We start from the raw sequence: 22,103 nt of genomic DNA, 5'->3' as shown, positions 1-22,103 counted from the left end.
GGGAAGGCCGGGACCGGGAGTGCCCGGCCTCGGGAAACCGCGTCTCGCCCTGCCGTCAACCGGTTCGAACCCGTGCATGCTTCCCCTTAGCGGTTATGGACGGCCGCTCGGCGGCTGCGGAACTGTTCGGTCAGCACCGCCACGTGCTCGCGCCGGTAGCCCTGCTCCATCGCCCTCAGCACGCGCTCGCGCATCACGCCGAGGTAGGACCGGTCGATCCCCGCCCGTTCCGCGATGCCCGCCAGGTTGTTGAGGACGTCCAGGTGCGAGGTGAGCGGAGCCTGCTCGAAGGTGTAGTCGCGGCGCGCGATGAGGCCGAGTCCGACGCAGATCGTGTTCCGGAAGGCGGGGTCGTAGAGCGGCACGGACTCCGCGAATTCGTGGAGGGGGACGCCGATGCTCTCCGCGATGGCCGAGCATTCGAGGAAGCCGCTGACGAACGCGTAGTGGAAGGCGCTGGAGACGACGTGGTAGGCCTTGGCGTAGGCGGGGTCGGCGCCCAGGCGCACCTGCTTGCCGGACAGCGCCTCGGTCACCCCCGCCAGCTCCTTGAAGTCCTCGGCCGCCCCGCTGTAGACGGTGAAGCAGTCTTCGGTGCCGATGGCGTCCGGGTAGTTGAGGATCGCGGCCTCCAGATATCTGCCTCCGGCGGCCTCCACCCGCTCGCGCAGGGGGGCGACGTCGTCGGGGACGCCTGCGGCGCTCTGGACGACGAGCCTGCCGGAGAGGTCGGCCCCGGCATCGTCGAGGACCGCGTGGGTGATCTCGTAGTTGAGAAGGCACAGCAGCACGATCGGGGAGGTCTCGATCGCCTCGGCCGCCGTCGCGTGAAGATGGACGTCCCTTCCCGCGAGTCTCGCCGAGCGTTCCGGCGTGCGGTTCCAGACCGAGACCACCAGGCCGGAGTCGACGCAGGCCCGTACGATCGCGGAGCCGGTCACTCCGGTCCCGACGACCGTCACATCCGTCATGGCGCCACTCCATCCTGGTGAAGGTCATGCCGACCCCACCGACCTCGACGATGTCCGCCCACTCGGCGAAGGTGTCGAACCGCCGCGCGGTGCCGGACGTAAAGCGAATTACGCCATTAGTCGCAAATCACCGGTCACACAAATTCGTCGGCCGAGCGAAACATTAGCAGCGGACGCCGGAACAGTCGATGACCTCGAATATCTGGTTCCCACCATGCAAGGTCAACATTTCCACGGATATCAACCTTGACATCCCACCCTTTCACCATAAAACCATCCTCCAGCAAAGGACATCAAAAACCACCCCCTCTCGGCCCCCTATTTTCAGGGTCCACGGGCATTCTGGCCACGCAAATCATATGTTTCAAAACAGAGAATCAACAAATATCGACATTCCTCCCAGATGAGAATTTATGCTCATCTGGGAGGTCGGTGACCCATGACCGGCAGGTGTCATGCGCCCCGTCCGGCCAGATCACCCGGTCCCGCCGCCGCCTCGAACACGGTCGCCCCTTCGCGGCCGTCTGGCGCCTGCTCGACCTTCTCGCTTCCGGAGGCACCTCCTTCTCGCAGCCAGGCCCCTCCTCGTCCGCGGCCAAGTGACAAGTAACTTTCTGTAGTTGCTCTTTGGTCGACGCCCACCTGCGAATCTGACGTTCTGACCTGCGATAACCGCCGTTATCAGGAGCCAGAGTCTCGAATGGCCGACGCATGACGCAGGATTCACCCGCCGACGTCGCCGGCCCGGTGGCGGCCGAGTACCGCGGCGATCGGCAGGGAGACGGCCAGGCCACTGAGCAAAAACGCGGCCAGTGCCCCCAGCACGGCCGGTGAATCGTCGAAGGCGAGACCGACGGCGGCCAGGGCCGGACCGACGTTGCGTACCGCTGTGACGCCTCCCATGGTGCTGCGGCGCTGCGGCGTGCCGGTGGCCAGCAGCGCGCCCGTGGCGAAGGCCGTGACGGCCAGGACGAATCCCGCCAGCAGGGTGCGTGAACCGGTCAGCGCGGCGATGTCTCGCCAGTTGCCCAGCAGCATGCCCGCCAGCACGATCAGGAACGACACGTTCGACACCGCCACCGCGGCCGGATGCCACGAGCGCGCCATGGCCGGCGTGTAGTGGCGCGTGATCAGCCCGACAGCGAACGGGATGAGCTGCAGGACGGCCACGGTCCGCACCAGGGCGGCGACGTCCAGGGAGACGCCCCCGCCGACGTTCGCCGCAGTGAGGACGGCGTTGACCGTCGGACCGAAGGTGAGGCTGCCGACGGCGGCCAGCAGCACCTGCATCGCCGCGCCCGCGACCACGTCTCCCTTTTGAATCATGCCCAGCTTCGCCCCGAACGGCCCGCCCGGGGAGGAGGCGATCAGTACCGTCGCGACGAAAGCCGCCGTGGGCAGGCTGAACAGGGTGGCGACACCCCAGCCCAGCAACGGGACGGCGATCAGGTTGGCCGTCAGTGCGAGTACCAGCAGCAGCGGGGCGGTCAGGATCGCGCGTAGCGCCGGCAGAGTGGTTCCCAGGCCTGCGGCGAACATAGTGGCCGCGATGAAGATCACGGTGATCGCGGTGAGCAGCAGATGCAACGTGTCCATGATGCTCCCGCCTCGATGGCTTTTGCGGATGACCTGCCCGAAGCGGTGCCGTCCGTCTGTTCGGCTGGTTCTTTGATCAGTCTTCGAGGTCGCCGAGCCAGCGCAGGGCGCTCAGCGAGGGCAGAAAGCAGTACTCGCCGCCACGCGTGACGACGAACCGTGGCAGATCCTGCAAACGTCGCCGCAGCGGCTTGCGGGGGATGGTGAAGTCGCCGGAGCCGATGACGGGGTCACGTGCGTCGCCCGCGCCGAAGAAGACGCCGTCGTTCATCCATTCGGACTGGACGAACTCGAACTGCCGTCCCAGGTGCGCGCCGATGAAGGCGAACATCAGGCCGCGGTCGGTCCCGTCGTCCTCTAGGACGCCATCGGGCAGCGGCGGACCGTAGACGGTGCCGCGCCGGATCATCCGGTGCAGCCGCGGCACGCCCGCCACCACCGCGTCGCGAGGGTTGCCCCGGCGGATGTGACTGCCGCCGGGGGTGATAAAGCCCGCCGGGTCGTCCTGCCGATAGAGGAAACTGTTGCGGTAGGGGTCGGCGTCGAGGGTGGGATCGTCGCGCTCCGGGCTGAGCGCCAGGGGCGCTCCGCTGCGCCAGCGACCCATGATCTTCGCCGCCAGCAGTTCCTCGTCCGCCGGATCGGCGGCGTTGTCCCGCAGGTAGCGGCGGAAGACGCCGACGCGCTGGTGGAGTTTACGGAAGGCCGCGTAGCTGCCGTTGCGTCCCAGCACCTCGGGCCGGAGGGTCTGGACGCCGCCCAGCTCGTCGGGGTAGCCGAGTATGAACTCTCCCGCCTTGAGCGGGACCTCCAGCGTATTGGAGCCCGGAATGCCGCTGCCCTCGACGGCCGGGTGGCTGATGCCGTCGCGGTAGCCGAACGGTTCGGTCTCGGTGGGCAGCGCGTGGCAGTCCTGGCACCAGATCGCGGTGATGCCGGGCAGCGCGTGGTAGGCGGGGCGGGCCCGGTCGATCGCCTCCTGCAGGCGGGCGCTGTCGGGGGCGAGGGCCACCAGCACCACGTGGACGTCGGGCGTGCCCAGTGGCTTCTCCCAGTTCTCCGGAGCGCTGTCGCCGATGTCGCCCAGCGCTTCGGCGCGGGCGGCCATGCCCTGGCGGAACTCCCAGGCGAAGGTCTCCAGCGACTGCCGCGGCACGCCCAGTGCCGCCAGGCCGTGATAGGTGAGCGCGACGCTGACCCAGGTCTCGCCCAGGGGGCTGACGGTGTCGGCGGCCGAGGTGACCACCGCGGCAAGGCGCCGTATCAGCTCCCGCCCGTGCGCGCGCTCGTCGATGCGGAACAGGACGTAGGTCGCGGCGTACGGGCTCGGCCGGGGGCTGAGCACCCCACGTTGGATGTCGTGCAGGTCGAGTTCGGGTGCGATGTGGGTCTGTGCGGTCACGGCCGCCACCTGCCTTCCCGGGCGTTACCTCGCCGCGACGATGTTCTTCCAGAAGGTGCGCAGGCTCTCATCGCCGCCGAACAGCGAGCTGAAGATCGTGGAGTCGGCCAGCAGCACGTCGCCGGCCCGCTGTCCGTCGGGAGGCATCCACAGGAACATGTTGAACTCGGTGTTGCCGGCTTCGGTGAACGGGTGCGGCGGCCTGGAGAGGTCGATCGGCTGCCTGCCCAGCACGTGAACCACGTCCGGCGCATCGGTCGTCACGGCGTAGTGCGGCAGGTGCATGTGGAAGTTGAAGGTGCTCACCCCCTCCAGCCACCCCTTGGTGTCAAGGTCCCGGTTGATCGACAGCGGTGCGATCTTCTTGTTTTCCTGTACGGCGGGCCGCAGCCCGTAGCGGTTTTCCACCGGCACGCCCAATCCGGCCATCAGGCCGCGGACGTAGCAGGCGAAACGCTGCTGCCGGGGCACCAGCGCATCACCGTGATGGTGGTATTCGGCGTCGCGCACGGCCAGATCGTCGGAGGCTCCAACGTCGTGGTGCGGCCCCAGCACCAGGCAGGTTCCCTCCCGGGACAGGAACTCCCGCAGCGCCTCGACCTCCCCGGGCTCGGTGTCCTGCCCGGTGACCATGTGGTCCAGACCGAAGACGAACAAGGTGTCGGTGTCGGCCAGTACCCGCTCGTCCAGCACGGTACGGAAACCGGCCTGGTCGATGCGCTGGTACACCGGCACGGGGTGGCCGGTGCTCTCCTCAACGAACTGCTGGAAGGGGGCCCAACCCCAGAAGAACAGCTCCAGCGCTCCGGCGATGTCCTGCTGGAAACATCGCGGATCAGACCAGCGGGGGTCCTCATACGTCGGCCAGTTCACCCGCCGCACCTCGGTCATCGTGGAGAACCGGTTGTCGAGCTCGGCCGTGTTCCTGCCCGCCTCGGCCGGATAGCTCCACGACACGTAGATGCTCACCCGCTGCCCGCCGGGGGTGTAGGGGCGCGATGCGTGGTTCTGGTTGTAGACGCGGGCGGTTCTGGGCTGGCTCATCTGGCCTCCGATCGGCAGCGGGACACACCGGGCACCGGCCCGGCCTCCCCGGTTCTCACTGCATCTGGTCGAGCATCTCCGACAGGGCGCCCTTGATCCGCAATGCCTTCTTGATCTCGTCGGCGGTGACGTAGGGGTACTCCCCGTACTCGATGAAGCTGGGACAGTGGTGCTCGCGGACGAACCTGACGAACGCCTCCGGGTTGGTCTTCCAGTCCTCAGGGAAGCCCACGAGGTTCTCGAAGGTCGTGCTGACCCCCGACTGGCTGAACAGCGCGACGGCGTCCTCGGTGTACTTGTCGAAATCGGTGTCGAAGATCCCCTGATACATGAAGCGCCTGTCGTCGTCGAACAGCACCCAGCGCAGATAGTGCAGCTTCAGCGGTGCCAACAGATGCGGATCGGCCTCCAGCGCCTTGGCCAGCGTGTAACCGTGGTTCCTGATCGCCTCAGCCCGCCCCGGCTTGACGTCGGCGATGATCGTGAACCCGTAACACGCCGGGGTGCGTGGGAAGACGGGACCGTACTTGCCCTGTTCGAGGTGGTCGGTCTCCTTGGGGATGACCATCGCCTTGGGCGTGATGTCCATGCCTGCTCCTCCGTCACCAGCCAGGGGGAGCAGGCCGAAAGCCGCCTGACCTGCAGAATTATCTCATACCGTCGGGTCTTCGGCCCGGCAAGCGCGGCCGGATCGGCTCACAGCGGCCATCCGTTGCGGGCAGCAGGGGCTCGATCCGTTGCCAGGCCTTGTCGGTCAGCTCACCTCGTCGCACCACGAACGATCATCTAACCGCATCCACCGTGATCATTTATCAGACATCACCTAGGGGCCTCTCACGCGCCTGTGCTGGAAAACCCGGTCCCCGGCACAGGCCCTACGGAGATCAGACGGCCTGCGAGGTGGCGGCCTCGGGGCGCAGGTCGGCGAGGCTCAGCTGGTGCGCGGGCTCCTCCGGCAGGACGATCCGGCGGGTGGGGACGAGATCCGGTCCGACGTGGAGCAGTTCGCCGGGCTCCATCGGGCTCCATCCCGGATGGTCGTCCATGTGCTCGCTGGCGACCACGTAGGCGGGGGCGTTGACGAGGTCGCGGGAGCGGACGCGGATACGGCCGTCGGTGCCGCTCTGGTCGAGGTGCCGGCCACTGTGGCACCCGCCCGCGGCGCGCTGGAGCACATACAGCCGGTGGGTGTCGGGATAGCGCAGCGCCCACAGATCCCGCGGGGTGGTGAGCACCAGATTGAGGCCGTAGATGGGCAGGTGCTGGGCGACCCAGCGGGCCGCGGCCTCGATACCGGCGGCGACGTCGCCGCCGTGCACCCTGGTCTCACGGGTGATCAGCGCGAAGAAGCGCTCGGAGTCGGTCTCCCCCTTGACGAGCTTCCGATCCTCGCCCAGCTCCGCGTCGAGGTCGTCCAGGCCCTCGACCACCCCGTTGTGGGCGAAAAGCCGCCCGTCCTGCAGGAAGGGATGCGTGTTGCGTCTCTCCAGGCCGCCGGTGGAGGCGAAACGTACGTGGGCCACGAAGGTGGTGGACTCCACCTCCTTCGCCTCCTCGGCGAAACACCGGTCCCGATAGGCGGCGATGGGCGCCTTGTGCACCTCCGGGGTGCCGTCGGCGTCGAAGTACCCCAGCCCGGTCCCGTCGGGGTCGCGGTGGCTCTGCTCGCTGAGGCTGTCCGGCGCGTCCAGGAGCCAGAAGGTGGCATGCGTACGCCGAGGCGCGCTGCTCAGGCCGAACAAACGGCACATCTCAATGTCTCCTTCTCACTTGTCCTTCGCCCGCACCGGCCCTCCCCCGGCCGACGCGAGCGCCTGCGCACACCCTCAGCCGTGGTGTCGGTGTCTCTTCCCGGCACCGTGCGCGAAGCCTCCGGCGTCGTCGGCGGTGCGATGCCCGCCTTGCGCCTCCAGGCGGGGCAGGATCCTGCGCAGGTCCTCCATCAACAGATCGGCCAGGTCGTGGCTGAAGCCGTTGCGGACGACGATGCGCAGTACCGCCAGGTCCGTACGGTTCTCCGGAAAGGTGTAGGCGGGCACCAGCCAGCCGCGCTCGCGCAGCGCGGCGGAGACGTCGAAGACCGTGAAGCCGTCGACTCCCTCACGTACCCGAAAGGCGAACACCGGAGCCTCGCCACCGTCGGTGAGCAGCTCGAAGTGGTCCAGCCCGGCGATCTCCCCGGCCAGCCGGGTCGCCACGTCCCGGCAGGTCCGCTGCACCCGGCGGTAGCCGTCGAAGCCCAGCCGCAGGAAGTTGTAGTACTGCGCGACCACCTGGGCGCCCGGCCGGGAGAAGTTCAGCGCGAAGGTCGGCATGTCCCCGCCGAGGTAGTTGACGCGGAAGACCAGATCGTCGGGGAGCGCCTGGGAGTCGCGCCACAGCACCCAGCCCACCCCCGGCATCACCAGCCCGTACTTGTGTCCGGAGGTGTTGATCGACGCCACCCGTGGCACCCGGAAGTCCCAGTGCAGATCCGGATCGAGGAAGGGCGCGATCATCGCGCCGGAGGCGCCGTCCACGTGGATCGGCACGTCGAGTCCGGTGCGGGCCTGCAGGTCGTCCAGGGCCGCGGCGATGTCGGCGACGGGCTCGTAGCTGCCGTCGTAGGTCGAACCCAGGACGGCCACGACCCCGATGGTGTTCTCGTCGCACCGCTCGACGGCGGTCTGCGGGCTCAGGTGGTATCGATCGCCCTCCATCGGCACGTAGCGGGGTTCGATGTCGAAGTAGTCGGCGAACTTGTCCCAGCAGATCTGTACGTTGACGCCCATGACGAGATTGGGCCGGTCGTCTGGGCGGCCCTCCGCACGGCGCCGCTGCCGCCAGCGTCGTTTGAGCGCCAGGCCGCCCAGCATGGCCGCCTCGCTCGACCCGGTCGTCGAGCAGCCCGTCGCGCGGTGAGGGTTCTCGGCGTGCCAGAGCCTGGCGAGGATGTCCACGCACCGCGTCTCCAACTCCGCGGTCTGTGGATACTCGTCCTTGTCGATCATGTTCTTCTCGACGCACTCGGCCATCAGCCTCAGTGCCTGCGGCTCCGCCCAGGTGCTCACGAACGTCGCGAGGTTCAGCCGCGCGTTGCCGTCCAGCATCAGCTCGTCGTGAACCAGCTGGTAGGCCGTCTCCGGCTCCATCTCCCCTGCTGGCATGGCGTGGCGCGGGACCCGCAGGGGCTCCCGGCTGAAGATCGGATTGATCTCCAGATCCCGGCTTCCGCGCCCGGTGTGACCTGGCCGCCTCAGAGGCATCGTCCACGTCCTTCCCCAGCTGATCAAACTGCTGTGAGCTGGGGTTTTCCCCTTGAACGGGGTACCCAGGCCACCGCCGCGCGACACCCTCGCCGCAGTGGCCCCGCCGAGACCTCACCGCCTGACCGGGAAACCGTGACCGTTGACCGGGACCGTTGCCCGTGTCCGTGGGCCGGGACCATACGTCGGGACCGTGGGCCGAGAACGTGGGCCGAGAACGTGAAAGCAGATCGACGGATCGGGTGATGAGGGATGACCGCTGATCGCGTCCGAAGGGTTGCACATGACGGGAAGACCATCGTGACCACGATGTCCTGGACCGATCGTCCAGCGGACGACGCCGAGGTCCTCCGGCTCTCCCTCGTCGAGTCCGAGCGGTTCAGCGCGATCTTCGACCTCCACTTCCACGAGATCCACCGCTACGTCGCGCAGCGACTCGGCGCCGACAGCGCGGAGGACGTCGTGGCGGAGACGTTTCTCACCGCGTTCCGCAAGCGGGCGCTCTACGACCCGTCGCGCGCCGGCGTGCGGGCCTGGTTGTACGGGATCGCGACCAACCTCATCGGCAAACAACGTCGCGTCGAGGTGCGCACGCTACGCGCGCTCGGGCGCCACGGCCCGGACCCCGACTCTCCGGGACACGAGGAACAGGTCGCGGCGCGGGTCAGCGCGGAGAGCCTGCGTCCGAGCCTGGCGACGGCGCTGGCCGGGCTCCACCGGCGAGACCGCGACGTCCTCCTCCTGGTGGCCCTGGCCGGGCTCAGCCACGAGGAGATCTCCGGCGCCCTCGGCATCCCGTACGGGACCGTCGGGTCACGCCTGAACCGGGCGAGGAGAAAACTGCGCACCGCGCTGGGTGGCACCAACCCCATGCTCGAACCCGAGGAGACCGATCGTGGATGAGCTGGAGAAGGTTCGCGAACTGTACGGCGAGCCGCGGCCCGACCCGTTTCTCAAGGCCAGGGTGTTCGGGCGGTTGCAGGCCGAACCCCGGCGCCGCCGGTGGTTGCCGTGGACGGTCGCGCTGACCGGCCTCGCCACCGCCATGACCGTGGTCGTGATCGTGGCCGTGCTCGTTCCGACGACGACCGTGGACCGGGCCCCTGAGATCTCCGGGCGGTCGGTTCTTCTCGCGGCGGCGACCAGGGCGGAGGCGGACCCCGCGACGACGGGAGCGTACTGGCGCGTCAAAAAGTCGCACCGCAGGACACACCCGGAGCCGCTGGGAAAGGGGAAGAACCGCTACCGGGTGGTGGAGTCGTGGCTCACCGAGCAGTGGGCCGCCGAGGACGGCAGGATCTGGGCCGGTTCGCGGACGCTGGGGGCGCGTCCGGGAAGCGCGGCCGACAGCGAGGCGTGGCGCCGCGACGGGTCTCCCAGCGAGTGGGCGGGCGTGGCCCCGTCCTGGAGTCCTTCAGGAGGGGAAACCCTGTCCTCGTCGCCGGGTGAGGGCCTGCTCAAGCCCGTCACCGGCAGGACGGCTTTCAGCGTGGCCGGCCAGGACATGACCTTCGAGCAGATCCGGGAGCTTCCGGCCGACCCCGCCGTGCTGAAGGACCGGATCTCCTCGATGGTGCGAGGTGCGCCGCGCGGTTCGGACAGCGGCGTCCTGGCGGACGCGCTCAGCGGTCTGCTGTGGAGCAAGCCGTCGTCGCCCGAGGTGCGGGCGGCCGCCTATCGTGCCCTGGCGGAGCTGCCGAACGTCCGCTACCTGGGCACGGCGCGGGACGAGCGGGGCAGGAAGGGTGCCGCGTTCTCCTTCACCGTGCGGACCTCCCCGACCGCTCCCGCCCTCGTCCAGCGGACGCTGATCATCGATGTCGCCAGCTCCCGGGTGCTGTCCTCGACCGATGCGGGCGGGCCCGGAGAGGAGGAGGTCGAGGTGGTCCTGGAGGCGGGCTGGACGGACGACAAGCCCGCCCCTCCCTCACTCCCGTAACCCGCCCGACCACCGCCTCCACAGCCCACCGGACGCCCGCGGGGCGGTCACCGTCTCCACATCCCCATAACCAACCGGACGTCCCGGGCCTCGCCCGACCGATCACGTCTCCTTAACCCACCGGCCGTCTTCAGGCTGCGCCGGCCCTCCCACAGCTCACCGGCTCTCTTCGGGCTGCGCGGAAACGGCCCGGCCATCCCGGTGTACGACCGTTCGCGGGCTCGTGAGGACGTCCGCACCTCACCCTTTGGAGCGATCACGTGTTTCAGCGCGCCCGCAGGGCCCTCGGCCTGGTCACGAGGCGTCCCGCCCCGTCATCCCCCGTGCCGGAGGACGGCCCGGTCGTCTATCCTGCCGGGTGGTTCCCAGCGATCAAGGTTGACGAGGTCATGCGGGGCCGGGTCGCGTTCGTCGGCCTGCCCCCCGCCGACCTGGGCTCGGACATCGACTGGCGCGCCGACCCGTACGGCAACCGTTCCTGGGCGCTGAACCTCCACGCGCTGAGATGGATGGGCCGCCTGGTCGGGGAGTACGAGCGGTCGGGCAGGCAGGAGTATCTCACCCGCGCCACGAAGATCGCCGGCGACTGGGTAAGGAAGAACCCTCGCGGCGGGACCCGGGTCAGCCCCTGGGCCTGGGCCGAGCATCCGGTCGCACTGCGCGCACCGGCGCTGGTCTGTCTCAGCGCGTACGTACGCGCCACCTGGCTGTTCGACAGCCTGGCCGAGCACGGCGGGATCCTGTCCGACCCCGCCCTCTATCGTCAGGGCCACAACCACGGTCTGGACCAGGACATCGCGCTGCTCGCGGTCGGCTGCCGTCTCCGGCGGGAACGATGGAGGGACCTGGCCGTCCGGCGGATGACCGAGTCGGCGGAACTCTCCATCGACGCGCAGGGAGCGCTGCACGAGCAGGCCCCGAGATACGGCCTCTACGTTCACCGGCGGCTGGGGGCGGCCCTGGAGGCGATCGGGAGGAGCGGGGTCGCGGTCCCCGCGAGCCTCGCCGTGCGGCGGACGTCGCTGGAGGCGTACGTCAGCCACGCCACCCAGCCCGACGGCCGTCTGGTGCCGATCGGTGACAGCCCCGCCGACACGCGCCCGGAGGGTTTCCCGCACGAGAAGGACACGGTGAAGGTGTTCGACGGCGGCTACGTCTTCGGCAGGACGGCGTGGGGCGACCCGCGATCCGCCTACTACTCGATCAGGTTCGGCCCCGGACGCCGCCTGCACGGCCACGAGGACCATCTGGGCGTCACCTACCACGCCCACGGCCGGGACATCCTGGTGGAGGCGGGCTTCCACTCCTACGAGAGGACGGCCTACCGGGAGTGGACGACCTCCCCCGAGGCGCACAACGTTCCCGTCGTCGTGGGCGCCACCTTTCGCGAGGAGACGGTGACCCATCTCGTGAACTCGTTCGTGGAACGCACCCGCCAGTCCTACACGTTCGCCGACGACGCGTACGGCGTCCGGCGCACACGCTCGGTCCTGGTCTGTCACGGCACCGATCTGATGGCCGTACTGGACACGGTCCCCGCCGGGTCGGCGCTGCGCAACCTGTGGCACCTCGGTCCCTCGCTCAGGGTTGTCTCCAATCGCGACGGCAAGGTGGTGCTGGCCGACGGGAGCCGGCGCGTGACGCTGCTGCAACTCACGATGCCCTCCCTCCAGCCGATCGGCGGCCAGAAGGTGCGCCCCTGCGCGATCTCGACCGGCTATCTCAAAAAGGCCGACACGGTGACGGTGCTCTCTCCCCCCGCCGCCTCCCTGCTGACCTTGATCGTCCCCGGCGCCGAAGATCCGGAGATCAGCCTCTCCGAGGGAAAGGTGACCGTCCGCACCCCCGGCGGCCCCGTCTCCTTCACGCCCTCACTCGACCGTCCCTGACCGGTACCGCCCCCTGTCCGAGACCGACCTCTGGGGAAGTGATCATTATGGCGGCCGAGCCGAATCGCTCCCAACAGGTGCCGACCACACAAAAGATCGGCATACCAATGCCGGATACGCGATCCAGAAGGGCCCGCACACAGAAACGCCTGATGCGAGGCTCTTTTCCATGTAAATCTGATCGCGTGCATCCAATCACAACTCTCCCCGTCGCCATTCCGTCCGGCGAAGTAGCCTCCGAGCCGGCCGTACACCCCCTCATAATCCTCGCAGGCCTCCTGATCATCGGATATCTCATCTCCTGCGCATTTCATCCATACATGAGATGTAAAACCTGCAACAGGTCCAAAGAATCGCATTCCACAACCTTCAAGGGCGCATTTGGTAAATGCCGCGCCTGCGACGGTAAGGGGCATCACATACGGCGAGGCGCGCGATTCCTCGGGCGGAAGGAGTAACTGGATCGCCCGCGCCGTCCTGTCGGCTCATCTCCACGGGCGGGATCCGGCTCCGCCGTACTCCGCGAGCGAGAGGTGGACTCGTGCGCGGTCGGAGCACGCGGGGCCCCGCCGGCGCACGCCGGCCCCGAAGGGCTCCCGCACCGCACGCCGTACGGGTGCGCAGCCCTTCAGGCCGTCGCCGAGTTCGTCGTGGCGACGAGAGGGGTCGGCGGCGATCAACGCCATTTGCTTCGAATTCGAAGCAGCAGTAGCATGCTCCGCAGTTACTTCGAGTTCGAAGCAACTGATCCGGAGTGAAAGCGAGACCCCGATGAAGGCAGTGCGTTTCCACGAGTACGGCACCCCTGACGTCCTGCGCTACGAGGAGGTGGAGCAGCCCGTCCCCGGAGCCGGTGAGGTCCGGATCCGCGTCGCCGGGACGACCTTCAACCCGGTGGACGGCAACATCCGTGGCGGCTTCATGCGCGGCCCCATCCCGGTGGTGCTGCCCCACACTCCCGGCATCGACGTCGCCGGCACGGTCGACGCGGTCGGCGAGGGCACCTACAACACCGACAGCACCGGCGGGATCGGCGGCATCGAGGTCGGTTCCGACGTCGTCGGCTTCCTGCCGATGGACGGCAACGGAGCCTCCGCGGAATACGTCATCGCCCCGGCCGAGGTTCTGACACCGGCGCCCAAGAGCGTCCCGCTGTCCGACGCCGCCGCACTGCCATTGGTGGGCCTCACCGCGTACCAGGCCCTGTTCGACCACGGCAGGCTGCGGGCGGGGCAACGCGTGCTGATCAACGGCGCCGGCGGAGCGGTCGGCGGCTACGCCGTGCAGCTGGCCAAGCGGGCCGATGCCCACGTCATCGCCACAGCCGGCCCGCGCAGCACCGAGGCGGTCAAGTCCGCCGGCGCCGATGAGATCATCGACCACACCACCACCCGCGTGACCACGGCGGTGACCGAGCCGGTCGACATCGCGCTCAACCTCGCACCGGTCGACCCGGCAGAACTGGCCGCGCTGGTCACGCTGGTCCGCCCGGGTGGCGTCGTGGTCAACACGGCGGTGTGGATGCCCGCGCCCGCCGACGAAGCGCGTGGCGTACGCGGTATCGACCTCTTCGTCCGCAGCGACGCCGAACAGCTGGCGAAGCTGGTGGCGCTGATCGAGCGCGGCGAGCTGCACGTCGCCGTCGCCGAGCGGGTGCCTCTCGCCGAACTGCCGGCGCTGCACGCCCGCGCCGCCGAGGGCGCGGTGCACGGCAAGGTCGTCGTCGTCCCGTCCGCCGCCTGACGCCGGTCCTCCACCGAAAGGAGAGCCGGCGACGCTGCCCCCTGAGGCCGCCGAGGCCGTGGCGGCACATGATCAGAACAAGGTGTCCGTCCTGCCGGGAAAGCTGAAAGCGCGTCGGGTCCAGGCGAAGTCGCCTGGACCCGACGTCTGTCATCGGCTAGCGGGTGGTCATGCCCTGGTCCACCTCTGGGTGGCCTGGCCGTTGCACGTGGCGACGGTCACGGCGGAGGTGTTGCCGGTGCCGGTGACGTTGAGGCAGAGGTTGTTGGCGCCGCTGGTCACGGTGCCGTTGGAGTTGAAGGTCCACTGCTGGTTGCTGTTGGTGTGACAGTCCCACAGTTGCACGCGGGTGCCGGAGCCGGCGTTCGTGGGGGAGTCCAGGCATTTGCCGAGGGTCTGGAGTCTGCCGGAGTCGTGGCTGAAGAGCTGGTTGGGGTTGGTGTGGCAGTCGTAGATCTGCAACTGGGTGCCGTTGGCGCTGGCGCTGTTGGGCGAGTCGACACAGCGCCCGGCGCCCTCGTTGCGCAGGCGGAAGCTGGTCGTGGGGGTCGGGGTGGGAGTCGGGGTCACCGTCGGGGTGACGGTCGGGGTGGGCGTCGGGTTGGGCGTGGAGGTGCTCTGGAACTGGGAGACGAACTTCCACACCTCCCCCTTGGTCCAGGTCTGGGCGCCGTTCTCGGTGTAGGTCCCGTCCACCGGGGCGGGCGTGTGACCGTTGTCGTACGCGGCCCAGACGACGGGGTATCCGGCTCGGCACCCCGAGTAGGCGGTGACGACGTGCCCTCGGCTGCCCGAGCCCGGCTCAGGCGGGTTCTGGGCGGTACAGCCGTTGTTGCGGACGAACCTGTCCCGCAGCGCCCGCCCCTGCGAGATGTTGAGGACGCTGTCGGTGATGCCGTGCAGTCCCATGTACGCGATGGGCTGGGAGCCGTCGCTGCATCCGCTGAGCTGCGCGCCGGCGAACACCGCGACCGCGCGGAAGACATTCGCGCGGCTGCAGGCGAGGGAGAAGCTCATGCCGCCGCCGTAGCTGAACCCCATGGCGAAGCGCAACGAGGGGTCGACACAGAGATCCGCCTCCACCCGCCGCATGATGTCGTCGAAGAGGGTGACGTCCTCGCCGTTGGAGTTGGCCCAGCCGTTGTTGAGGCCCTGCGGCGCGATGAAGATCGCGGTGTTGTTCGACAGCTGCCGCTGCCCGTAGTAGGACCAGGAGGCCCCGCTGCTTCCACCGGAGTCGACGTCGTTCATGGTGCCGTTCAGCCAGTGGATGCCGAAGATCAGGCGATAGGGGTTGTTGTTGTTGTAGTTCGCGGGAATTCGCAGAATGAAGCTGCGATTCTTTCCGCTGGACTGGATGGTGTGCGTTCCGCTGCTCAGCGTCGGGTTCTTTCCACATCCCGCGGTTCCCGCGAATGCGGCGGCGGACGCGGAGCTCCCTGCGCTGCTGCCGCTGCTCATCGCCGCGTGCCCCGTCATCAGGACGACAGCCGCCGCGAGCGCCACGGCCCCGAGGATGGACCTATGCTTCAACATTTGCGCTTCCCTCTGGCTGTAGGGACCGGGCCGACGATAAAGACATGTTCTGTTCCTCTCCATCAGCGGCATCCAATTCCTGGAGTTGTGAAACCGGAATCGAATTGTGAGCGCTAACGTTCACCAGAACTTATCGGTATGCCGCTTGCACGCCGTAGGGGGTGTAGTGCAAGGGAGCAAATACGACCCGATTGCGGATGTCAAGTAACTTGCTTCGCAGCCCCGGACGCCCGGGCCCGTGGGGCGCGCTGGCCAGGGAAGGTTCGCGCCCGCTCCCGGCGCACAGCATGAAACTTTCGTAGTGAAGTAGGTCGATCGCGCGCCAGACGGAGGGCGATGGCCCCAACTATGATCATGGAATGCCACCGTCACACGCATTGCGACCCACCGGGAAGTTTCGGCAGAGTTCCGATAGTTTCGGCGCCCATTCGGCACGATCAACCACCGAAAGCCGACGACCGTTGACAGCCGGACGATCGAAGAGCGCCCGGGACCGCGTAAGAACAGGTCACGGGCGCTCTTGTCACGGCCATGAGGGGTAGGGCGGGCGGGACTCGAACCCGCGACCCAGGGATTATGAGTCCCCTGCTCTAACCGGCTGAGCTACCGCCCCTCGCGCACGCCGTACGCGGCATTCAACCAAACGTGGGGGCTGTTCGCACATCTGCCGGGCGGGACGGGTTCAAGATGTGACCTTCGGCGGGAACGAGCGCGGAACCTGGCTCCGGTGGAATCGATACCCTACGGGTGAGCCGTGTTGAGGAGTGTTGGATCATGCGCGTTGTTGGGGCTTTCAGGGACTCGTACGGCGTGGAGCCGGCCGGGGTGTGGCACGCTCCCGGTCGGGTCAACCTGATCGGGGAGCACACCGACTACAACGACGGGTTCGTCCTGCCGTTCGCGCTGCCGTGGGGGGTGACCGCCGCGATGTCGCCGCGCGAGGACGGGGTGATCAGGCTGCGGTCCCTGCAGGCGGGTGAGCCGGTGACGTTGGCGACGGCCGACGAGGCCGAGGGCTGGGCACGCTACGCGGCCGGGGTGTTCTGGGCGCTCGGCGCAGGGGAACGGGAGCAAAAGCGAGAGCAGGGGCGGCCGGTCGGTGGGGCGGATGTGGTGATCGACGGGGACGTCCCCCAGGGGGCGGGACTGTCGTCGAGCGCGGCGCTGGAAGTGGTGATCGGTACGGCGCTGAACGAGCTGTACGGGCTCGGCCTCACCAAGATGGAGATCGCCCTCGCCGCCCAGAAGGCCGAGAACGACTTCGTGGGCATGCCGTGCGGGATCATGGACCAGGCGGCCTCCGCCCTCGGCGAGGAGGGGAAGGCGCTGTTCCTGGACTGCCGGACCCTGGGGACCAGGAGCATCCCGTTCGACCTGGCGAGTCACGGCATGCAGCTGCTGATCATCAATACCGGGGTGCACCACGAGCTCGCCGACGGGCAGTACGCTCGCCGCCGCAAGGACTGTGAGGACGCCGCCAAGCATCTGGGGGTCGACGCGCTGCGCGATGTCACGGATCTGGCGGGTGCCCTCGCGAAGCTGAGCGGCGACGAGCGCAGGCGCACCCAGCACGTGGTGACCGAGAACCACCGGGTGGAGGCGGTGATCGGGCTGCTGCGCGCCGGGGCGGTACGGGAGATCGGGGCGCTGCTGAACGCCTCTCACCTGTCGCTGCGCGACCAGTTCGAGGTGTCCTGTGCCGAGTTGGACGTGGCCGTGGAGTCGGCGGTCAGGGGCGGGGCGCGAGGGGCTCGGATGACCGGGGGCGGGTTCGGCGGCTCGGCGATCGCGCTGGTCGCCGACGACCGGGTGGAGTCGGTACGGGAGTCGGTGACCGGGGCCTACGCCGAGCGCGGCTGGACCGCACCGGACATCTACCCGGCGACCCCGGCCCAGGGTGCCCGCCGGCTCCTCTGAGCGTTCCTCCTGCGCACGGGACGGCCTGGCGGCCGACTCGCTGTTGGGGCACCAAACCGACGGACCCGATTCCGAGGTCACCTGACCGACCGTCTCGCTCCCGAGGTCACCCGGTCGGCGGACCCGATCCCGGGCTCATCCGATCGACCTCTCAGATCCCGATCCTGTCGCCTTCCTGGAACCCGGCCCCGCCCCGGTGCCCGAAACCGCGCCCGAAGCCGTGCCCGAACCCGTGCCTGGATCCGCTCCCGGAGCCGACGGCCAGTCGGGCATCAGCGGCGGGCCGTCCCGCTCCACGGTCTGGACCATCCGGCGGAGGAGATCGTTGAGGACCTCGCGCTCCCCGGAGTCGAGCGGGCCGAGCAGTGAGCGCTCGAAGAGGTCGCCCTGGTCCATGCGCTCCTGCCAGACGGCGCGTCCGGCGGGGGTCAGCGCGACGAGCAGGCGGCGGCGGTCGCCGGGATCGTGCACGCGATCGACATATCCGGCTCGCTCCAGCCGGTCGAGCCGGCTGGTCAGCGTGGCCGGGTGGGTGTCGAGCCATCCGGCCAGTAGCGAAGGGGGCACCCGGTAGGGCGGCCCGGCCGCAACCAGGTGGTGGAGGACGTCGAACTCCCAGGACTTGAGCCCTCCCTCGGTCAGCCAGACGTCCTTGTTCCGTTTGAGCAGCCGCACGAGAGCCTGCATGCGCGTGACGATCCCCTCGATCTGCGGGTCGAGGTCGGACAGTTCCCGGGACCAGTGCGCGATGTGCCGGTCGACGGAGTCAGGCTCTGGCATGCCCACAGGGTAATGCCGCCTTCCGTCGAGCCGTCGTCGACGCTGGGCCATCATTAATATCGATGCGTAAATTATGATTTCGTACTACTTTTCAGTCCATGCCTTCTTCATCCGGTTCCTGGGCTCCCTTACGAGACCCCCGCTTCCGCCTGCTGTGGGCCGGCCAGACCCTCTCGCACATCGGCGACTCCATCACCGCCGTGGCCCTCGCGCTGGCGATCGTCACCGCGACGGGCTCTGCGACCGACCTCGGAGTGGTCCTGGCCGCCCAGTCGATCGCCATGGTGGCGCTGATGCTGCCCGGCGGCGTGTGGGCCGATCGGCTTCCGCGCCGTCGCGTGATGATGGGCGCGGACGTGGTGCGCGGGCTCGCCCACGCCGCCATGGGCGTCGAGTTGATCACCGGTACGGTCGACATCGTCCACCTGGCGGCGCTGGCCGCCGTCTCGGGAGCCGGTTCGGCGTTCTTCCTGCCCGCCACGACCGGTCTGGTGCCCGCCACCGTGGCGGCGGAGCACCTTCCCAGGGCCAACGCGCTCATAGCGCTCGCCCAGCGCGGGTCCGTGCTTCTCGGCCCGGGCATCGCCACCGCACTCGCCCTGACCGCCGGGCCCGGCTGGGCGCTGCTCCTGGACGCCGTGACGTTCGTGGTCAGCGCGGTGCTGCTGGGCCGACTCCGGCTCGCACCGATCCCGCCCGCGCCGCACGAGCGGTTCGTCAGGCAGCTGACCGAAGGATGGGCACAGCTGCGCCGCCACCGGTGGTACTGGACGAACCTCGTCGGCCACTCCCTGTGGAACCTCAGCCGTTGCGCCCTGATCACGATCGGGCCCGTGATCGCCGTCACGAGCCTCGGCGGCGAGCTCGCCTGGGGCACGATCGTGCAGGGCGGCACGGTCGGCGCCCTGTGCGGCGCGCTGCTGGCCCTGCGGGTGAGGCCGCGAAAGCCTCTCATCGTGGCCAACATCGCGCTCACCCTCGGCGCGCTGCCCCTGATCCTGCTCGCCGCCGAGGCGCCCGTGCTGATCGTCGCTGCGGCCTACGGGCTGATGACCGGCGGCCTGGCGTTCATGTCCCCCATGTGGGAGACCGCCGTGCAGGAGCACATTCCGGCAGAGGCGATCTCACGGGTGTCCGCGTACGACTGGCTGCTCTCCCTCGGGCTCACCCCTCTCGGCATGGCCCTCGCCGGGCCACTGGCCGAAGCGGTGGGCACGGCGCCCACCCTGTACGGGGCGGCGGCGCTGCTGGCGGTCTCCTGTCTGGGGGTGCTGATCCTGCCCGACGTCCGTGGCCTCCGTCAGGGCTCGGTCGACACCAGCTTGGGCACCGCGCCGAGCAGTTCGCGGGTGTAGTCGTGCCGGGGCAGGAAGAACACCTCATCCACGTGCCCCTCCTCCACGACCTGTCCGCCGCGCATGACCAGCACCCGGTCGGCGACGTGGTGGACCACCCCGAGGTCGTGGGAGATGAAGATGAGCGCGGTCCCGTCGGCGGCCTGGATCTCCGCGAGCAGGTCGAGCACCTGGGCCTGGATCGACACGTCCAGCGCGGAGACCGGCTCGTCGCAGACGAGCACGTCGGGGCGGGTGGCGAGGGCTCTCGCGATGGCCACCCGCTGGCGCTGGCCTCCGGACAGGCGCCGCGGGTGCCGGTCGGCGATGTCCGCCGGGAGGCCGACCCGGTTCAGCAGCTCGGTCACCCGGTCGAAGAGGACCTCTCGCGAGGAGCCGCGCCGGAAAGGAACGCCGCGCGGGGAGCCGTTCTCGGTCGGAACGCCGCGCGGGGAGCCGTTCCGGGAAGTGATACGGCGAGGGAAGCCGTCCCCGGAGGAGACACCGGGCGAGGAACCCCTCCCGGAGGGAGCAGCGCGTGAGGGGCCGCGTTCGAAGAAGGCGCCGCGGAGGGGTTCCGCGACCAGGCGGCCCACCGTGTAGCGGGGGTCGAAGGAGTCGAGCGGGTTCTGGGAGATCACCTGGATACGGGACCTGCGGGAACGCCTCCCGCGCTCGCGGATCCCCGACCAGGGCTCGCCGCCCAGCCGGACCTCCCCCGAGGCGGGTTCGAGCAGTCCGAGGACGAGCCGGGCGACCGTGGTCTTGCCCGACCCCGACTCCCCCACGACGCCGAGCGTCTCACCGGGGTAGACCTCGAAGGAGACGTCGTCGACCACCGTGCGCGAGCCGTACGCGGCCGAGAGCCCCGAAACCTCCAGGATCGGCGCGGCGTGGTCGACGGTCCGCTCCGGCAGCGGGGTGCGCAGCGCGATTCCCCCGGCGGCGATGGCCGACAGGCGGGTGCCGCGCGAGACCGCGGAGGGGACGGCGGCGAGCAGCAGCCTGGTGTAGTCGTGCCGGGGCTCGGACAGCACACGTCCCGTCGGCCCCTCCTCGACGACCACGCCGTCCTTCATCACCAGTACGCGGTCGGCGACGGCGGAGACCACGGCGAGGTCGTGGCTGATCATGAGCAGCGCGGTGCCCTCGGCCTTGCGGGCGGCGAGCAGCCGCAGGATCTGGGCCTGCACGGTGACGTCGAGCGCGGTCGTCGGCTCGTCGGCGATGATCAGTGGCGGGCTCGCGGCGATCGCGGAGGCGATCAGGGCGCGCTGGCGCAGCCCTCCGGACAGCTGGTGGGCGTACTGCCGGGCCCGAACCTCGGGTTCGGGGACCCCTGCCGCATCCAGCAGCTCGATCACCCTCTCCCTCCGGGCGGTGCGGGGGACGACGTCGTGGGTGGTGAGCACCTCGGCGATCTCGTCGCCGACGGTACGGAGCGGGTCGAGCGAGGTGAGCGCGTCCTGGAGCACGAGCCCCGCGAACCGGCCGCGCAGCCGTCGCCAGTCGCGGGCGCCGAAGCGGAGCGCGTCCCCGCCGTTCACGACGAACCGGGAGGCGTTGACCTCGGCGCCGGGTCCGGCCAGCCCGACCAGGGTCCTCGCCGTCACGCTCTTGCCCGAGCCGGACTCCCCGACGATCGCCACGCACTCGCCCGCCTCGATCGAGAGGCTCACCCCCCGTACGGCCTGTACTCCGGCCTTGGGAAAGCCGACCCGCAGGTCCTCGACGTCGATGAGGCTCATCGGTTTCTCCCCTCGAAACGGCGCTGCAGGCGGCGCCCGACGAGCGTCAGGCTGATGACGGTGAGGGTGACGGCGAGGCCGGGGAAGAGCACGCTCCACCAGGCGACGCGCAGGTAGTTGCGGGCCTCCGACAGCATCGAGCCCCATTCCGGGCTGGGCGGCTGCGGGCCCATGCCGAGGAAGCTGAGCCCTGAGGTGGCGATGATGGCGGTGCCCATACCGATCGTGGCGAGCACCGGCAGGGGGCCGAGCACGTTGGGCAGTACGTGGCGGGCGACCAGTATCGGCCTGGCCAGGCCGAAGGTGACCGCCTGCTCGACGTAGCCGGAGCGGCGCACCACGAACGTCTGGGCGCGGATCACGCGGGCGTAGTTGGGGATCTGCGCGATGCCGATCGCGAGGATCACGTTGCCGGTGCCGGGGCCGGTGATCGCGATGACCAGCAGGGCGAGCAGCAGTTCAGGGAAGGTCGCCACGACGTCGAACAGGCGGCTGAGCAGCTCGTCGACGTAGCGGGGGGACAGTCCTGCCAGGACGCCCAGCAGGGTTCCGGCCCCCGCGGCGAGCAGTACGGCGGCTGCGCCGATGCTCAGCGAGTGTCCCGCGCCGTGGACGACGCGCGACAGCACGTCGCGGCCGAGGTGGTCGGTGCCGAACCAGTGTTCGGCGCTCGGCCCGGCGAGCGCGTGCAGTGGGTCGGCGGCGAGCGGGTCGACGCCGGTGAGCAGGCTCGGCGCCACGGCGGCGACGGCGGCGACCGCCAGGAACAGCAGCGGCGCGACCAGCTGCGCGCTGAAGCCGTATCCGCGTCCGGCCGGGGCGGGGGCGGCGGTCGCGACAGCGGGGACCTCCGTGACCGTCGTCATCGGCTCCTCCTCTGCCGGTACGGCGAGGGCGCCTCCTGCGGCGAGACCACCGCCGGCTCCTGCCTCGGCGGAACCATCAGTGGAACCGTCACC

At 69.3% G+C, this 22,103-nt stretch carries 19 protein-coding genes and 1 tRNA gene; 8 read left to right on the top strand and 12 right to left on the bottom strand.

Annotation, left to right across the window (positions count from 1 at the left end; genetic code table 11):
* Positions 1–86: 86 nt before the first annotated feature.
* On the bottom strand, positions 87–971 hold the full coding sequence (locus ACIBH4_RS27325; RefSeq protein ID WP_362501635.1) for an NAD(P)-binding domain-containing protein: 885 nt from the start codon (positions 969–971) through the stop codon (positions 87–89).
* Here ACIBH4_RS27325 and ACIBH4_RS27320 point away from each other — a divergent pair.
* Together ACIBH4_RS27320 and ACIBH4_RS27315 are read left to right on the top strand one after the other, a co-directional pair.
* A complete protein-coding gene (locus ACIBH4_RS27320) occupies positions 970–1,221 on the top strand; it encodes a hypothetical protein (protein WP_362768199.1) in 252 nt (83 codons plus the stop codon). The genes ACIBH4_RS27325 and ACIBH4_RS27320 overlap by 2 nt on opposite strands.
* 182 nt (positions 1,222–1,403) lie before the next feature.
* Entirely contained in the window at positions 1,404–1,574 is a 171-nt protein-coding gene (locus ACIBH4_RS27315) for a hypothetical protein (protein ID WP_362501633.1), read from the top strand.
* Between the two features lie 120 nt (positions 1,575–1,694).
* Here ACIBH4_RS27315 and ACIBH4_RS27310 read toward each other — a convergent pair whose 3' ends face one another.
* From ACIBH4_RS27310 to ACIBH4_RS27285, 6 genes are all read right to left on the bottom strand, one after another.
* Positions 1,695–2,567 (bottom strand): bile acid:sodium symporter, encoded by an 873-nt coding sequence (locus ACIBH4_RS27310; protein ID WP_362501631.1) that lies wholly within the window; start codon positions 2,565–2,567, stop codon positions 1,695–1,697.
* Between the two features lie 76 nt (positions 2,568–2,643).
* On the bottom strand, positions 2,644–3,969 hold the full coding sequence (locus ACIBH4_RS27305) for a Dyp-type peroxidase (protein WP_362501629.1): 1,326 nt from the start codon (positions 3,967–3,969) through the stop codon (positions 2,644–2,646).
* Positions 3,970–3,993: 24 nt separating this feature from the next.
* Complete coding sequence (locus ACIBH4_RS27300) at positions 3,994–5,013, bottom strand: hypothetical protein (RefSeq protein ID WP_362501627.1); 1,020 nt, start codon at positions 5,011–5,013, stop codon at positions 3,994–3,996.
* A 55-nt stretch (positions 5,014–5,068) separates the two neighbouring features.
* Complete coding sequence (locus ACIBH4_RS27295) at positions 5,069–5,602, bottom strand: hypothetical protein (RefSeq protein WP_362501625.1); 534 nt, start codon at positions 5,600–5,602, stop codon at positions 5,069–5,071.
* A 295-nt stretch (positions 5,603–5,897) separates the two neighbouring features.
* Positions 5,898–6,764 (bottom strand): class II glutamine amidotransferase, encoded by an 867-nt coding sequence (locus ACIBH4_RS27290; RefSeq protein WP_362768203.1) that lies wholly within the window; start codon positions 6,762–6,764, stop codon positions 5,898–5,900.
* A 75-nt stretch (positions 6,765–6,839) separates the two neighbouring features.
* A complete protein-coding gene (locus ACIBH4_RS27285; RefSeq protein WP_362501621.1) occupies positions 6,840–8,258 on the bottom strand; it encodes a glutamate decarboxylase in 1,419 nt (472 codons plus the stop codon).
* 309 nt (positions 8,259–8,567) lie between these two features.
* On the opposite strand from ACIBH4_RS27285, the gene ACIBH4_RS27280 reads away from it, so the two are divergent.
* The 4 genes from ACIBH4_RS27280 to ACIBH4_RS27265 all read left to right on the top strand — a co-directional run bounded on the left by ACIBH4_RS27280 (position 8,568) and on the right by ACIBH4_RS27265 (position 13,829).
* Positions 8,568–9,161, top strand: a complete 594-nt coding sequence (locus tag ACIBH4_RS27280; RefSeq protein ID WP_362501619.1) for an RNA polymerase sigma factor — start codon at positions 8,568–8,570, stop codon at positions 9,159–9,161.
* Entirely contained in the window at positions 9,154–10,197 is a 1,044-nt protein-coding gene (locus tag ACIBH4_RS27275) for a CU044_5270 family protein (protein WP_362501617.1), read from the top strand. Before ACIBH4_RS27280 ends, ACIBH4_RS27275 begins: the two co-directional genes overlap by 8 nt.
* Positions 10,198–10,457: 260 nt before the next feature.
* Complete coding sequence (locus tag ACIBH4_RS27270; RefSeq protein WP_362501615.1) at positions 10,458–12,086, top strand: heparinase II/III family protein; 1,629 nt, start codon at positions 10,458–10,460, stop codon at positions 12,084–12,086.
* A gap of 771 nt (positions 12,087–12,857) precedes the next feature.
* Positions 12,858–13,829, top strand: a complete 972-nt coding sequence (locus ACIBH4_RS27265; protein ID WP_362768206.1) for an NADP-dependent oxidoreductase — start codon at positions 12,858–12,860, stop codon at positions 13,827–13,829.
* A gap of 168 nt (positions 13,830–13,997) precedes the next feature.
* Here the strand turns inward: ACIBH4_RS27265 and ACIBH4_RS27260 are convergent, their stop codons facing one another.
* Both ACIBH4_RS27260 and ACIBH4_RS27255 read right to left on the bottom strand, forming a co-directional pair.
* On the bottom strand, positions 13,998–15,365 hold the full coding sequence (locus tag ACIBH4_RS27260; RefSeq protein WP_350944404.1) for a ricin-type beta-trefoil lectin domain protein: 1,368 nt from the start codon (positions 15,363–15,365) through the stop codon (positions 13,998–14,000).
* A gap of 539 nt (positions 15,366–15,904) precedes the next feature.
* Positions 15,905–15,978: transfer RNA gene (locus tag ACIBH4_RS27255), tRNA-Ile, on the bottom strand.
* Positions 15,979–16,139: 161 nt separating this feature from the next.
* On the opposite strand from ACIBH4_RS27255, the gene galK reads away from it, so the two are divergent.
* Positions 16,140–17,282, top strand: a complete 1,143-nt coding sequence (gene galK, locus ACIBH4_RS27250; RefSeq protein WP_362501611.1) for a galactokinase — start codon at positions 16,140–16,142, stop codon at positions 17,280–17,282.
* A gap of 135 nt (positions 17,283–17,417) precedes the next feature.
* Here galK and ACIBH4_RS27245 read toward each other — a convergent pair whose 3' ends face one another.
* A complete protein-coding gene (locus tag ACIBH4_RS27245) occupies positions 17,418–18,062 on the bottom strand; it encodes a MarR family winged helix-turn-helix transcriptional regulator (protein WP_362768209.1) in 645 nt (214 codons plus the stop codon).
* 98 nt (positions 18,063–18,160) lie between these two features.
* Between ACIBH4_RS27245 and ACIBH4_RS27240 the strand changes: the two genes are divergently transcribed.
* On the top strand, positions 18,161–19,417 hold the full coding sequence (locus ACIBH4_RS27240; protein WP_362501607.1) for an MFS transporter: 1,257 nt from the start codon (positions 18,161–18,163) through the stop codon (positions 19,415–19,417).
* Here ACIBH4_RS27240 and ACIBH4_RS27235 read toward each other — a convergent pair.
* Positions 19,363–21,144 (bottom strand): ABC transporter ATP-binding protein, encoded by a 1,782-nt coding sequence (locus tag ACIBH4_RS27235; RefSeq protein ID WP_362501605.1) that lies wholly within the window; start codon positions 21,142–21,144, stop codon positions 19,363–19,365. The genes ACIBH4_RS27240 and ACIBH4_RS27235 overlap by 55 nt on opposite strands.
* A complete protein-coding gene (locus ACIBH4_RS27230) occupies positions 21,141–22,010 on the bottom strand; it encodes an ABC transporter permease (protein ID WP_362501603.1) in 870 nt (289 codons plus the stop codon). Before ACIBH4_RS27230 ends, ACIBH4_RS27235 begins: the two co-directional genes overlap by 4 nt.
* Positions 22,011–22,103: the final 93 nt, after the last annotated feature.

It is taken from the genome of Streptosporangium sp. NPDC050284, assembly GCF_044459525.1.
Lineage (GTDB): Bacteria > Actinomycetota > Actinomycetes > Streptosporangiales > Streptosporangiaceae > Streptosporangium.
The sequence above is the reverse complement of the archived record's forward strand: the minus strand, read 5'-3'. Positions and strand labels throughout refer to the sequence as shown.

What these genes read in the sequence shown, in the direction of transcription:
- ACIBH4_RS27300 (WP_362501627.1), bottom strand. Translation starts at nt 5,013, where the DNA reads ATGAGCCAGCCCAGAACCGCCCGCGTCTACAACCAGAACCACGCATCG.
- ACIBH4_RS27320 (WP_362768199.1), top strand. Translation starts at nt 970, where the DNA reads ATGGCGCCACTCCATCCTGGTGAAGGTCATGCCGACCCCACCGACCTC.
- ACIBH4_RS27245 (WP_362768209.1), bottom strand. Translation starts at nt 18,062, where the DNA reads ATGCCAGAGCCTGACTCCGTCGACCGGCACATCGCGCACTGGTCCCGG.
- ACIBH4_RS27265 (WP_362768206.1), top strand. Translation starts at nt 12,858, where the DNA reads ATGAAGGCAGTGCGTTTCCACGAGTACGGCACCCCTGACGTCCTGCGC.
- galK (WP_362501611.1), top strand. Translation starts at nt 16,140, where the DNA reads ATGCGCGTTGTTGGGGCTTTCAGGGACTCGTACGGCGTGGAGCCGGCC.
- ACIBH4_RS27295 (WP_362501625.1), bottom strand. Translation starts at nt 5,602, where the DNA reads ATGGACATCACGCCCAAGGCGATGGTCATCCCCAAGGAGACCGACCAC.
- ACIBH4_RS27325 (WP_362501635.1), bottom strand. Translation starts at nt 971, where the DNA reads ATGACGGATGTGACGGTCGTCGGGACCGGAGTGACCGGCTCCGCGATC.
- ACIBH4_RS27235 (WP_362501605.1), bottom strand. Translation starts at nt 21,144, where the DNA reads ATGAGCCTCATCGACGTCGAGGACCTGCGGGTCGGCTTTCCCAAGGCC.
- ACIBH4_RS27310 (WP_362501631.1), bottom strand. Translation starts at nt 2,567, where the DNA reads ATGGACACGTTGCATCTGCTGCTCACCGCGATCACCGTGATCTTCATC.
- ACIBH4_RS27280 (WP_362501619.1), top strand. Translation starts at nt 8,568, where the DNA reads ATGTCCTGGACCGATCGTCCAGCGGACGACGCCGAGGTCCTCCGGCTC.
- ACIBH4_RS27230 (WP_362501603.1), bottom strand. Translation starts at nt 22,010, where the DNA reads ATGACGACGGTCACGGAGGTCCCCGCTGTCGCGACCGCCGCCCCCGCC.
- ACIBH4_RS27285 (WP_362501621.1), bottom strand. Translation starts at nt 8,258, where the DNA reads ATGCCTCTGAGGCGGCCAGGTCACACCGGGCGCGGAAGCCGGGATCTG.
- ACIBH4_RS27240 (WP_362501607.1), top strand. Translation starts at nt 18,161, where the DNA reads ATGCCTTCTTCATCCGGTTCCTGGGCTCCCTTACGAGACCCCCGCTTC.
- ACIBH4_RS27290 (WP_362768203.1), bottom strand. Translation starts at nt 6,764, where the DNA reads ATGTGCCGTTTGTTCGGCCTGAGCAGCGCGCCTCGGCGTACGCATGCC.
- ACIBH4_RS27260 (WP_350944404.1), bottom strand. Translation starts at nt 15,365, where the DNA reads ATGTTGAAGCATAGGTCCATCCTCGGGGCCGTGGCGCTCGCGGCGGCT.